The sequence below is a fragment of the Kribbella sp. NBC_00889 genome, assembly GCF_045207705.1.
Classification (GTDB): domain Bacteria; phylum Actinomycetota; class Actinomycetes; order Propionibacteriales; family Kribbellaceae; genus Kribbella.
The window spans coordinates 1,488,548-1,501,076 of record NZ_CP108783.1; the positions used below are offsets into that span (position 1 = coordinate 1,488,548).

Here is a 12,529-nt window from a genome sequence, read left to right on the forward strand (position 1 = left end):
GTTCATGGGCTTCGGATGATTTTTCTGCTGGGATGCCTTGATGGTGTTTCGGTGGGTGGTTGTTTGTTGTCTGTGGCGGATTCCTTTGAAGTATTTTTATGGATTCAGTCAGTTTGATTGTTTCTGATTCAAAGGATCATTCAATGTTGTTGGCTCACCAGCTTGCTGGTTTGTCTATATTTTTCAACGGAGAGTTTGATCCTGGCTCAGGACGAACGCTGGCGGCGTGCTTAACACATGCAAGTCGAGCGGTAAGGCCCCTTCGGGGGTACACGAGCGGCGAACGGGTGAGTAACACGTGAGCAACCTACCCTCAACTTTGGGATAAGCCTCGGAAACGGGGTCTAATACCGGATATGATCTCCTGCTTCATGGTGGGGGGTTGAAAGTTCTGGCGGTTGGGGATGGGCTCGCGGCCTATCAGCTTGTTGGTGGGGTAATGGCCTACCAAGGCGTCGACGGGTAGCCGGCCTGAGAGGGCGACCGGCCACACTGGGACTGAGACACGGCCCAGACTCCTACGGGAGGCAGCAGTGGGGAATATTGCGCAATGGACGAAAGTCTGACGCAGCAACGCCGCGTGAGGGATGACGGCCTTCGGGTTGTAAACCTCTTTCAGCAGGGACGAAGCGAGAGTGACGGTACCTGCAGAAGAAGGACCGGCCAACTACGTGCCAGCAGCCGCGGTAATACGTAGGGTCCGAGCGTTGTCCGGAATTATTGGGCGTAAAGGGCTCGTAGGCGGTTCGTCACGTCGGGAGTGAAAACTCGGAGCTTAACTCCGAGCCTGCTTCCGATACGGGCAGACTAGAGGTAGGCAGGGGAGAGCGGAACTCCTGGTGTAGCGGTGGAATGCGCAGATATCAGGAAGAACACCGGTGGCGAAGGCGGCTCTCTGGGCCTTACCTGACGCTGAGGAGCGAAAGCGTGGGTAGCGAACAGGATTAGATACCCTGGTAGTCCACGCCGTAAACGTTGGGCGCTAGGTGTGGGGGACATTCCACGTCCTCCGTGCCGCAGCTAACGCATTAAGCGCCCCGCCTGGGGAGTACGGCCGCAAGGCTAAAACTCAAAGGAATTGACGGGGGCCCGCACAAGCGGCGGAGCATGCGGATTAATTCGATGCAACGCGAAGAACCTTACCTGGGTTTGACATATAGGGAAATCCTCCAGAGATGGGGGGTCCGTAAGGGTCCTATACAGGTGGTGCATGGCTGTCGTCAGCTCGTGTCGTGAGATGTTGGGTTAAGTCCCGCAACGAGCGCAACCCTCGTCCTATGTTGCCAGCACGTTATGGTGGGGACTCATAGGAGACTGCCGGGGTCAACTCGGAGGAAGGTGGGGATGACGTCAAGTCATCATGCCCCTTATGTCCAGGGCTTCACGCATGCTACAATGGCCGGTACAAAGGGCTGCGAAGCTGTAAGGTGGAGCGAATCCCAAAAAGCCGGTCTCAGTTCGGATTGGGGTCTGCAACTCGACCCCATGAAGTCGGAGTCGCTAGTAATCGCAGATCAGCAACGCTGCGGTGAATACGTTCCCGGGCCTTGTACACACCGCCCGTCACGTCATGAAAGTCGGCAACACCCGAAGCCGGTGGCCTAACCCTTGTGGAGGGAGCCGTCGAAGGTGGGGCTGGCGATTAGGACGAAGTCGTAACAAGGTAGCCGTACCGGAAGGTGCGGCTGGATCACCTCCTTTCTAAGGAGCATTCGGCGATCGACCCGCAAGGGTGGTCGTCAATTCGTTGTTTCCTGGACGTTCGTTCCAGGGCGACGGTGCTTCGGAATGTGGAACATTGACCATTAGGCCTGGATCCCGATCGATCGAATCTAGTACTGCAGCTGCTCCTTGTGGGTGGGTGCGTGGAACGTGAGTGAGACCGGGTGAGAGGCCGAGGCGCGCTGTTGGGTCCTGAGAAATCGGGCCTGCTTCCCCTTGGTGGGGGAGTTGGACTGGTTGTCTCTGGGTCACGATCGCACTGGATCCGTGAGGGTTTGGTGTGGTGGGTGGCTGGGGCCGGCTCTCACCAAACCGTTGGTGTGGGTGTCTTGTTCTGGGTGTGTTGTTTCCCTGGGGCTGGGTGTTCACTCGATAGGTGGTGATGGAAGGGCTGGTGTTCCTGCCCGTATTTTGAGAACTGTATAGTGGACGCGAGCATCTCTTTGTAGCGTAATTTTGTTGTTTTGTTTTGTGACAAGCTACTAAGGGCAATCGGTGGATGTCTTGGTACCAAGAGCCGATGAAGGACGTTGGAGCCTGCGATAAGCCCCGGGGAGTTGGCAACCAAGCTGTGATCCGGGGGTGTCCGAATGGGGAAACCCAGCTGGCATTCTAAAGCCAGTTACCAGTGCCTGAACACATAGGGTTCTGGAGGGAACGCGGGGAAGTGAAACATCTCAGTACCCGCAGGAAGAGAAAACAACAGTGATTCCGTGAGTAGTGGCGAGCGAAAGCGGATGAGGCTAAACCATGTGCGTGTGATAGCCGGCGTGCGTTGCGTATGTGGGGTTGTGGGAGCATTCAGACACTAATGCCGTGGTGTCGGAGAGTTATAAATCATCGTTGAAGTCGAATCTTCTGGAATGTTGAGCCGTAGTGGGTTATGGCCCCGTAGGCGTAAGACGGTGACTCTCGAGTGTTTTCCCGAGTAGCACGGGACTCTTGAAATCTTGTGTGAATCTGGCGGGACCACCCGCTAAGCCTAAATACTTCTTGGTGACCGATAGCGGACTAGTACCGTGAGGGAAAGATGAAAAGTACCCCGGGAGGGGAGTGAAATAGTACCTGAAACCGGTTGCCTACAATCCGTCGGAGCATTTCCTTTGTGGGGTGTGACGGCGTGCCTTTTGAAGAATGAGCCTGCGAGTTAGTGGTGTGTGGCGAGGTTAACCCGTGTGGGGTAGCCGTAGCGAAAGCGAGTCTGAATAGGGCGCTTTAGTCGCATGCTCTAGACCCGAAGCGGAGTGATCTATCCATGGGCAGGTTGAAGCGTGGGTAAGACCGCGTGGAGGACCGAACCCACCAGGGTTGAAAACCTGGGGGATGACCTGTGGATAGGGGTGAAAGGCCAATCAAACTCCGTGATAGCTGGTTCTCCCCGAAATGCATATAGGTGCAGCGTCGCGTGTTTCTTACCGGAGGTAGAGCACTGGATGGTCTAGGGGGCTTACCGGCTTACCGAAATCAGCCAAACTCCGAATGCCGGTAAGTGAGAGCGCGGCAGTGAGACTGCGGGGGATAAGCTCCGTAGTCGAGAGGGAAACAGCCCAGATCACCAGCTAAGGCCCCTAAGCGATTGCTAAGTGGAAAAGGATGTGGAGTTGCCCAGACAACCAGGAGGTTGGCTTAGAAGCAGCCACCCTTGAAAGAGTGCGTAATAGCTCACTGGTCAAGTGATTCCGCGCCGACAATGTAGCGGGGCTCAAGCAATCCGCCGAAGCTGTGGCATTCACACTCGTACCCGGCTTCACCTTTCGGGGTGTGGTCCAGGTGTGTGGATGGGTAGGGGAGCGTCGTGCAGCGTGTGAAGCAGCCTAGTGATGGAGTTGTGGATGCTGCACGAGTGAGAATGCAGGCATGAGTAGCGAATGACGGGTGAGAAACCCGTCCGCCGAATGATCAAGGGTTCCAGGGTCAAGCTAATCTGCCCTGGGTAAGTCGGGACCTAAGGCGAGGCCGACAGGCGTAGTCGATGGACAACGGGTTGATATTCCCGTACCGGCATTAACACGACCCGACCGAACCCGCTGATGCTAAGAGCCAGAATCCACAAGGCCTTCGGGTTGAGTGGTGGACGGTTTGACCCGAGGTGGTAGTAGGTGCATTGAGGAGTGACGCAGGAGGGTAGTCCAACCGCGGCGATGGTAGGCGTAAGCTGATCCGCGGGCAAGGTGGTAGGGCGAGGCATAGGCAAATCCGTGTCTCATTGAGCCTGAGAGCCGAGGCGGACCCGTTTAGGGGAAGTGGATGATCCCATGCTGCCGAGAAAAACTTCGCAGTGAGTGTTAGAGCCGCCCGTACCCCAAACCGACACAGGTGATCAGGTAGAGAATACCAAGGCGATCGAGTGAACCATGGTTAAGGAACTCGGCAAAATGCCCCCGTAACTTCGGGAGAAGGGGGGCCGGAACCGTTACCTCACTTGCTGGGGGAAGCGGTGATGGCCGCAGAGACCAGGCCCAAGCGACTGTTTACTAAAAACACAGGTCCGTGCGAAGAAGTAATTCGATGTATACGGACTGACGCCTGCCCGGTGCTGGAACGTTAAGGGGACAGGTTAGCTGGTTTCGGCCGGCGAAGCTTTGAACTTAAGCGCCAGTAAACGGCGGTGGTAACTATAACCATCCTAAGGTAGCGAAATTCCTTGTCGGGTAAGTTCCGACCTGCACGAATGGCGTAACGACTTGGGCGCTGTCTCAACCGTGGACTCGGCGAAATTGCATTACGAGTAAAGATGCTCGTTACGCGCAGCAGGACGGAAAGACCCCGGGACCTTTACTACAACTTGGTATTGGTGGTCGGTACAACTTGTGTAGGATAGGTGGGAGACTGTGAAGCTCGGACGCCAGTTCGGGTGGAGTCATCGTTGAAATACCACTCTGGTTGTTCTGGCTGTCTAACTTTGGTCCGTTATCCGGATCAGGGACAGTGCCTGGTGGGTAGTTTGACTGGGGCGGTCGCCTCCTAAAAGGTAACGGAGGCGCTCAAAGGTTCCCTCAGCCTGGTTGGCAATCAGGTGTCGAGTGTAAGTGCACAAGGGAGCTTGACTGTGAGACAGACATGTCGAGCAGGGACGAAAGTCGGAACTAGTGATCCGGCGGTGGCATGTGGGAGCACCGTCGCTCAACGGATAAAAGGTACCCCGGGGATAACAGGCTGATCTTCCCCAAGAGTCCATATCGACGGGATGGTTTGGCACCTCGATGTCGGCTCGTCGCATCCTGGGGCTGGAGTAGGTCCCAAGGGTTGGGCTGTTCGCCCATTAAAGCGGCACGCGAGCTGGGTTTAGAACGTCGTGAGACAGTTCGGTCCCTATCCGCTGCGCGCGCAGGAGACTTGAGAAGGGCTGCCCCTAGTACGAGAGGACCGGGGTGGACGAACCTCTGGTGTGCCAGTTGTTCCGCCAGGAGCACGGCTGGTTGGCTACGTTCGGGAGTGATAACCGCTGAAAGCATCTAAGCGGGAAGCACGCTTCAAGATGAGGTCTCCCACCGGGTTAACCGGGTAAGGCCCCCAGTAGACCACTGGGTTGATAGGCCAGAAGTGGAAGCATCGCAAGGTGTGTAGCTGACTGGTACTAATAGGCCGAGGGCTTGTCACACACCCACACACTTGTGTGTGGACCAAGACTTTCAAGCTGCGCTATGTAACTAGAGTTGTTCGCGTTCACTGTACGGTTCCCGAAATACGGTCAACCCCAGCCTCACCCGCACCCCGCCGGGGGTGTGTGTGGTTTGAGCAGTAGTGGTTGGTTTGATATTTCGATAGAGTTTCGGTGGCCATAGCGTCGGGGAAACACCCAGTCTCCATTCCGAACCTGGAAGTTAAGCCCGACAGCGCCGATGGTACTGCGACCGGGAGGTCGTGGGAGAGTAGGACGCCGCCGGACATTCACACTGTTAAGGGCCACCCCACAAGGGGTGGCCCTTAACATTTGTCCAGATACTTTGAGTACCGCACCTCACTGGTCAAGCAGTTGTTTGCGGTGTGCGGTGTAGGACCACCACGGACGGGCCGGCTTGCCGTCCGCCTGGTCCACCGCGGACATGACGGTGTCGAGCAGGCACGGATCCAGACGCTGGCCGTCGGCCTCGCACATGTCTTCGTAGATCTCGACGGGATCCCGCCCGGCCAGCTCGCTGATCCGCGTGATGCCGGCCCGTTGGAAATAGCCGGCCACCGCCTGACCCACGTTCATGAGGTCGGTGAGATCCGAGCGAGAGCTTGAGGCGGTCCTCGTGCGCTGCGTAGGAGACATACGCAGATCGTGCCGCACACTCCCGATACTTGTCTTGAACGATTCGGACATTGCCCACCCAGCGGTCCCACGCACTGCGTAAAGTTCGGGGGTGGCTGTGATGTTGTTGATCGTGGGATTGCCAGGGGCAGGGAAGACTACTTGGGCTCGGCGGCTCGAGGCGGAGCGGGCGGGCGTTCGGTTGACTCCGGACGAGTGGATGGACGCCTTGTTCGGGACGAACGAGGTCGACGGTCGGCGGTGGGTGCTGGAGTCCGAGCTGCTCTGGGGTTTGGCGGCGCGGGTGCTCGAGTTGGGCGTAGACGCGATCCTGGACTACGGATGCTGGTCCGAGGAAGAGCGGGATCTGTTCCGGACTCGCGCCCACGACCTCGGTGCTCTGGCGGAGATCGTCGTACTGGATCTGCCGATGGAGGTGTTGTGGCCGCGAATCGACGCGCGAAATGCGGCGGTGTCCAAGGGGACGTTTCGGATCAGTCGCGACGAGTTGGAGCTGTACAGCGCTTCGTTCGACGTACCCGGGCCGGCTGAGTTGGCGCGGTGGGATCGGGCCGTCGTGGTGACAGAGTAGGGCTACGCCTCAGGGGCGATGCCGACGAGCGCGGCGGCCGCGCAGATGTGTACGGGCGTGAGGTCGGCGGGGGCGACCGGAGCCTGGAGGAGCGTGCCGCGTTCGAACGGCGTGAGGTCGATGTCGATGCCATAGGCACCGGCCACCATGCCGCGGACGTACGTCAGCCACCCCACCATCGGGATGCCCCGGCGGAAGACGCCGGCCGCGGCAGCCAGTTCGGTGTCGGCGATGCTGGCCCATTCGGGTTCCCAGATCGAGACGACAGCGCGAAGGACCTGGGCGAAGCGGTCGGACTGGGTGAGCGCGTCCTCGTCGCTCCAGTGCAGGGTGAGCTGATCCGAGACGGTTGTGAGCGTGCCGCCCATGGAGAGGTCGAACAACCACGGGAGCTCGCCGGTGCTCTGCAGATGCAGCCGGGTCGTGCTGGACCCGTTCGCGAGAACCTTGGTGGTTGCCTCGACCATCTCCTGGAGCGGCGTGGAGCCGTCGGCCTCGAGGACGTGGTACCCCCAGCGCTCGTCCTGGGTCCAGACGTGTACGTCGGGAAACGCGACGGCGACTGCGGTCAGGGTGCGGCCGACGCGGAGGGCACGGTGCTCGACAGACTCGTCACGGTGGTTCCACTGGGCGCGGAGAAGCCACGATGCCATTCACGCCCTCCGCTCGTCACCCGGTCGGACCTGCCCAGCAGACGGTACGCCGGTAGTCGGACGGTTGGCCAGGGTTCCGCCTACTCGGCGTGAGCAGTTTCGGCAGTTCCCCAGAGAAGTCACCGACCCAGTTTGCTGCACCGGGCCGTCGGGTCCGACCGCGGGGGTGGGGTTTTGGAAAGTACGCGGCCGAAGTCGGCCGGCAGCGGTCGGTCCAGACCGCCGGGACCCCGGTCAGGCGGCGGCGCGCTCGCTGACGGGTCGACGGCGGAGGTTCGAGCGTTGGATGGCCGGGGGTTGGTAGGCCATGTCGAGGGCGCCGATATCGGTCCCGGGCGGAACGATCTCGTCGATCCGGTCGAGGACGTCGTCGGTGAGCGTGACGTCGAGGCCGGCGAGGAGGTCGTCGAGGTGCTCCATCGTGCGCGGGCCGATGATCGCGGACGTGACGCCGGGATGCGCGATCGCGAAGGCCATGGCCAGGTGGGTGAGCGGCAGCTTGGCGTCCTCGGCGAGTGTGATGAGCTCCTCGACGGCGTCCAGACGGCGCTCGTCGGTCAGGTGCCGGAAGCCGAACTGCGACCGGTGCGTGGTGTTCTCCTGATTCTTGCGGTAACGGCCGGTGAGCAGACCGCCCGCGAGCGGGCTCCAGACCAAGGTGCCCATACCGAACTGCTGGACCACCGGCAGGACCTCGCGCTCGATGCCCCGGTTGAGGATCGAGTACGGCGGTTGCTCGGTGCGCAGCCGGGTCAGGCCGCGCCGCTCGGCGACCCAGTGGGACTGGACGATGTCCGAGGCCGGCAGCGAGGAGGTGCCGATGGCCCGGACCTTGCCGGCACGCACAAGGTCGGTGAGCGCCGAGAGAGTCTCCTCGATGTCAGTGTCCGGGTCGGGCTGATGAATCTGGAACAGGTCGATGTAGTCGGTACCCAGCCGGCGCAGCGAGCCGTCCAGGGCACGGATGAGCCAGCTGCGTGAGGCTCCTGACCGGTTCGGAACGAAGGGAGTGGCGCCGGTGGGGTCGTAGTTCACGGGGAAGCGTGCCTTGGTGGCGAGTACGACGTCGTCGCGGCGCCCCTTGAGCGCCTTCCCGACGATCTCCTCGGACTCGCCGTGGGAGTACATGTCCGCCGTGTCGACGAAGTTGATCCCGGCATCCAACGCCCGATGGATGATCCGGATCGAGTCGTCGTGGTCGGGGTTGCCGGCGGCACCGAACATCATGGCGCCGAGCGCGAAGGGACTGACCTGGATGCCGGTCCCGCCGAGGGTGCGGTACTGCATAGGGATTCTCCTGAGGTGTTGATCGTGGGATGTGAAGTGCCCGCCGGATGCCGTACGCTGGGCAGAAGCGGAACGCTATTCCGGAACTATACGGAACGGCTTTCCGGAAAAGCAAGGGGAAGGAGTCACGTGACCGAGAAGACGGCGCCGCGCCGGATGCGGTCCGACGCGCAACGCAACCTCGGTTCGTTGCTCGAAGCAGCGAAAACCGTCTTCGCCGGCTCAGGCGTGGACGCGCCCGCGAAAGAGATCGCTGATCTGGCCGGGGTCGGAGTCGGAACGCTGTACCGGCACTACCCGCAGCGCTCGGACCTGGTCAAGGCCGTGTTCCAGCGCGAGGTGGATGCGTGTGCCGATGCGGCGCCGGCGCTGGCCGGGGAGCACGAGCCGGCAGTGGCACTCGCGAAATGGCTCGACCGCTTCACCGAGTTCATCGCCACCAAACGGGGTCTCGCGACAGCGCTCCATTCCGGCGATCCGGCGTTCGACGCGCTGCCCGACTACTTCATGCAGCGACTCGGACCTGCCCTGGGCGGACTGCTCGAAGCAGCAGCCGCCGCCGGCGAGATCCGCGCGGACATCAGCCCGAAGGACTTGCTGTACGCCGTCTCCACGCTGTGCATGCCCTTGACCGATGAGGGACCGGCGTACAGCCAGCGGATGGTCGGGCTGCTCGTCGACGGACTCCGCTACGGCGCCGACACAAGCCGGTGAAGTCGAGAGCATCACACCATCAGGAGCTCAGGGTCCCACAGCCACTGCGCCGACTCCGGATCAATGGCATGCGGTACGACGTCAGACGCGACAATCGGCTCGGCACCAAACGCGAGGTCGGCGAGTCTCCGCCGCCATACCGGCATCGGGTGCGCGATGGAGTGTCGGCCCGCAGGAAAGCCAATGTCACGGGGTGAGAGTCGCGAGCTCGAGAGTGGGCGTTGGACCTCGGTACGACGTCAGCCAGGTACGAAGGAGCTCGACCCGCGCGGCGTAGTCCTCGTTGCCCTTGACAACGGGCGCCTGGTTGTAGGCCATGGTGTCCGAACTGCGGCGGAGCTTCACGTACAGGCGGGACGACGCCAGCGCGTAGCGTTCCATGTCGTCTTGGAGGGCCCCGATGACGGTGATGTTCCGGTCGCGGCCGATCTGCTCGAACAGGGCAACCGCCTCGCGGCGGTGCTGCGAACCGAGGTTGCGGCCGAGTTCGTCGAGGATCAGCAGCAGTGGACGGTCCGAACCACCCGCCAGCGCGGCGGCGCAGACGAGCTTGACCGCCTTCTCGTCCATCTGCGCGGTGTTGCCCTTCACGTTGAACGCGGAGTACGGGCCGCCTTCAGAGCGTCGCCACTTGGGTGTGACGGTCCAACGCCACGGCTTGTCCGGCTCGGCGGGCGGGTCAGGCTCGGGGTACTCGAGCTTCGCGCCGTAGCCGCCGTACTGCTGGTCGAGGCGGTCGAACTCCTGTGACACCAGCCGAAGTCGCGCTTTGATGCCGTCGGCAAGGGATGCGCGGTGGGCGCGGGCAGTACTCTCGGCCTCGCCGAGTCCTTCGCGGGCGCGCTCGAGCGCGGCGTTGCGTTCGGCGCGCTGGCTGGCGATCTGTTGTTGCTGCAGGCTGTCGAACGTCTCGTGCTGTGCGAGGTGGCTGCTGAGCGTCCGGTGCAGCGCCGGGACCAGGCCGACGCGGGTGCCGAGCGTGCCGTTGGTCCAGCCGTCCGCTCCGTTCAGGATCTCGAAGAGCTCGGTCGGGATCTCCTCCCGCGACCGCGCGTTCGGGAAGCAGCGGCGGATGACGTCGTCGAGCTGCGTGCAGGCCTGATGGTTCCAGTCAGCGGTGGTACGACGTTGCGCGTCGTCAGGCAGTCCGAGGATGAATTCCTCAGCCTCCGCGGGCGTCGTACCCCACGCCGTGGCTCGCGTGGTCAGGTCGAGTGAGGTCTGCTCCTCCAGCAACGTCAGGCGGCGCGCGGCCAGATCGTCGAGGATCCGCTCGTGGTCGCGGCGGGTCCCTTCGAGGTTCTTCAGCCGTTCGTCGCGGACGAGTTGCTGCCCGGCCGCCGCCTCTGCGGATTCCTTTGCCGCCTGGAGCTGCGGCGCGAGCGAATCACGGTCGTTCTCGTGCCTGTCGATGGAATCGCGCAGCGCAAGGATCTGCTCCTGCACCGACTCCGCGTCGGCCAGCGCCCGGGCGGCCGCCGTACGACGCTCTGCCTGCTCGACTCGTGCACGCGCTTGGTCGAGCGCTCCTGACGCAACGCCGCGGGCTTCGACTGCGGCCTCCACCCGGCGGCGAGCAGCCTCGATGCGCGCGGTCCGACCGGTCAGCGGCTCGTCGAACTGGCCGACCGCCAGGACGCCGGCGACGTCGTCGATGTTCTCCTTGGTCGCGCGCTCGCCGAGCACAACGAAGAACTCGTCCAGCGTGAAGCGCTTGTCCGCTGACTTCGGTCCGCCGCGCAATCCCTTGCGAGCATCGGGCCGATTCGCCAGCACCAGCAGGAATCCGGCGTACCCGGCATCCGCGAGAGCAGTCGACGCGACTGCCGCATCACCGGCGTCGATGACGACAGCCTCGCGGTACGGCGCCAGCCGCGGCTCCCACTCGGCACGCGCGGACGACGACAGCTCGGTGATGTCGGTCAGCGCACCGCACTCGATGCCTGCGTTCTCCAGCACCTGCTGCTGCGTCGCCGAGACGGTCTGACCGCTCTCGGCTTCGCGCAGCTCGGCGGTCGCGTAGTCGACCGCGGACCGCGCCGCGTGGTCCCGTCCGATGTGCTCCTCGAGTACGGCGCGCGCCTCGGACTGCTCGTCGGCCGCAGCGGCGAGGTCGCGCCCGTCCGCCGAACGCCCCTCCTCCAGCAGCCGCCGATGCTCCTGGCCGAGCCGCTCGAGCTGCTCGCGCACCGAACGTTGCGCAAGGTCGAGTTCCCGGTCGCGTGCATCCAGCTTGTCCCGCTCCTGCCGCGTGAGCTGTACGTCGCGCAGCAGCAGCTCTTCATTGCCAAAGGCATCGATCTCGTGGTCGACCGCCTCGCGCCGCGCCTCCTGCTCCGCGACCCGCTCATCGAGTACGGCGAGCTCCTGGACGATCTCGCTGTTGCGCGCGTCGCCGTCGATGAGGTGCCGCGCACACCGTGCCCGCCAGGACTCCTTCGCCGCGGCCAATGCCCCCCGGGCGGCGCCGCGCTGGAGGATGCCGGCCTCGACGGTCGCCATCTCCTGCTCCCACCGTTGCAGATCGGCCGTCGCCTGCTTGGTCGCCTCGCGCTGGGTGTGTTCAGCCGAGCGATGCGCCTGCTCCTGCTCGAGCTCGTGATCGAGTCCGGTCAGCGTTGCGATCGCGTTGAAGATGCGCGCCGGGCCGAGCTCGTTGAGCGGCTCGGCGAGCAGGTTCGCGGTCGGGCTGGACCGCACCGACGTCGACAGGAATGAGACGCACCGCACCTGGCCGCCGTACAGGACCGTGGACAGCTTGTTCGCGTGGAAGTCGGTGCGGCCGTTCGAGTGCGGCAGGGCAGCCCACAGCGCGTCCGCTCCTGCGGCCCGCTCGGCCTCGGTCGCGCCGTACGGGACGTGCAGGCGGCTCTTCCAGCGCAGATCGATGTACGACGCCTTGCGGTTGATCCGGATCCACACGGTGATCGCGGCCGCTTCGAGCTCGTCGAGATCGGTCAGCTCGGGATCGGAGAAGACGCCCACGATGTATCCGCGGTCGACGTTGGACCAGTTGCCCTCCTGCCCGGCCGCCTCCGCGGTGAACAGGAGTTCGGCTGCGCCAGGCGCGCCGCTGGTCAGCCGCCATTGGTCGTCCGCATGCAGCAGGCTGAGCGCGGCGATCCAGGACGACTTGCCGGCGCCGTTCGAGTCGGTCGGCCCCTGGCCGGCAACCGTGACGAGGCCCTGTCCGACCATCGGAATCGGGTGCGTCGACAACCGCGACAGATCCACGACCTGTACGCCGAGCAGCACCTTGGAACCGAGGATGTCGAAGGGACCATCCTCCACCGCGCCGCTCATCCACGTCCTCGCTTCGCTCCG

At 62.8% G+C, this 12,529-nt stretch carries 6 protein-coding genes and 3 rRNA genes; 5 read left to right on the forward strand and 4 right to left on the reverse strand.

What is annotated here, in order from left to right; genetic code table 11:
• Positions 1-183 precede the first annotated feature (183 nt).
• The 3 genes from OG817_RS07290 to rrf all read left to right on the forward strand — a co-directional run bounded on the left by OG817_RS07290 (position 184) and on the right by rrf (position 5,611).
• Positions 184-1,701 (forward strand): 16S ribosomal RNA (locus tag OG817_RS07290).
• Between the two features lie 493 nt (positions 1,702-2,194).
• A 23S ribosomal RNA gene (locus OG817_RS07295) occupies positions 2,195-5,323 on the forward strand.
• A gap of 170 nt (positions 5,324-5,493) precedes the next feature.
• Positions 5,494-5,611 (forward strand): 5S ribosomal RNA (gene rrf / locus OG817_RS07300).
• Together the 16S, 23S and 5S rRNA genes form the textbook arrangement of a ribosomal RNA operon.
• A gap of 72 nt (positions 5,612-5,683) precedes the next feature.
• On the opposite strand, the gene OG817_RS07305 is transcribed toward rrf, so the two are convergent.
• A complete protein-coding gene (locus OG817_RS07305; RefSeq protein WP_406052938.1) occupies positions 5,684-6,031 on the reverse strand; it encodes a helix-hairpin-helix domain-containing protein in 348 nt (115 codons plus the stop codon).
• 49 nt (positions 6,032-6,080) lie between these two features.
• Between OG817_RS07305 and OG817_RS07310 the strand changes: the two genes are divergently transcribed.
• Positions 6,081-6,551, forward strand: coding sequence for an AAA family ATPase (locus OG817_RS07310; RefSeq protein ID WP_406057397.1), 471 nt, complete (start codon positions 6,081-6,083; stop codon positions 6,549-6,551).
• A 2-nt stretch (positions 6,552-6,553) separates the two neighbouring features.
• Here the strand turns inward: OG817_RS07310 and OG817_RS07315 are convergent, their stop codons facing one another.
• Together OG817_RS07315 and OG817_RS07320 are read right to left on the reverse strand one after the other, a co-directional pair.
• A complete protein-coding gene (locus OG817_RS07315) occupies positions 6,554-7,204 on the reverse strand; it encodes a hypothetical protein (protein ID WP_360452619.1) in 651 nt (216 codons plus the stop codon).
• A 234-nt stretch (positions 7,205-7,438) separates the two neighbouring features.
• Positions 7,439-8,491: an aldo/keto reductase gene (locus OG817_RS07320; protein ID WP_396395914.1), complete on the reverse strand. Its 1,053-nt coding sequence runs from the start codon at positions 8,489-8,491 to the stop codon at positions 7,439-7,441.
• Between the two features lie 129 nt (positions 8,492-8,620).
• Between OG817_RS07320 and OG817_RS07325 the strand changes: the two genes are divergently transcribed.
• Positions 8,621-9,205, forward strand: a complete 585-nt coding sequence (locus tag OG817_RS07325; RefSeq protein ID WP_406052941.1) for a TetR/AcrR family transcriptional regulator — start codon at positions 8,621-8,623, stop codon at positions 9,203-9,205.
• Positions 9,206-9,391: 186 nt separating this feature from the next.
• Here OG817_RS07325 and OG817_RS07330 read toward each other — a convergent pair whose 3' ends face one another.
• Complete coding sequence (locus OG817_RS07330; protein ID WP_406052942.1) at positions 9,392-12,508, reverse strand: chromosome segregation ATPase; 3,117 nt, start codon at positions 12,506-12,508, stop codon at positions 9,392-9,394.
• Positions 12,509-12,529 lie beyond the last annotated feature (21 nt).

Bases quoted from the DNA above. Each gene is read 5' to 3' on its own strand.
- OG817_RS07305 (WP_406052938.1), bottom strand. From the start codon at position 6,031: ATGTCCGAATCGTTCAAGACAAGTATCGGGAGTGTGCGGCACGATCTG.
- OG817_RS07310 (WP_406057397.1), top strand. From the start codon at position 6,081: ATGTTGTTGATCGTGGGATTGCCAGGGGCAGGGAAGACTACTTGGGCT.
- OG817_RS07315 (WP_360452619.1), bottom strand. From the start codon at position 7,204: ATGGCATCGTGGCTTCTCCGCGCCCAGTGGAACCACCGTGACGAGTCT.
- OG817_RS07320 (WP_396395914.1), bottom strand. From the start codon at position 8,491: ATGCAGTACCGCACCCTCGGCGGGACCGGCATCCAGGTCAGTCCCTTC.
- OG817_RS07330 (WP_406052942.1), bottom strand. From the start codon at position 12,508: ATGAGCGGCGCGGTGGAGGATGGTCCCTTCGACATCCTCGGTTCCAAG.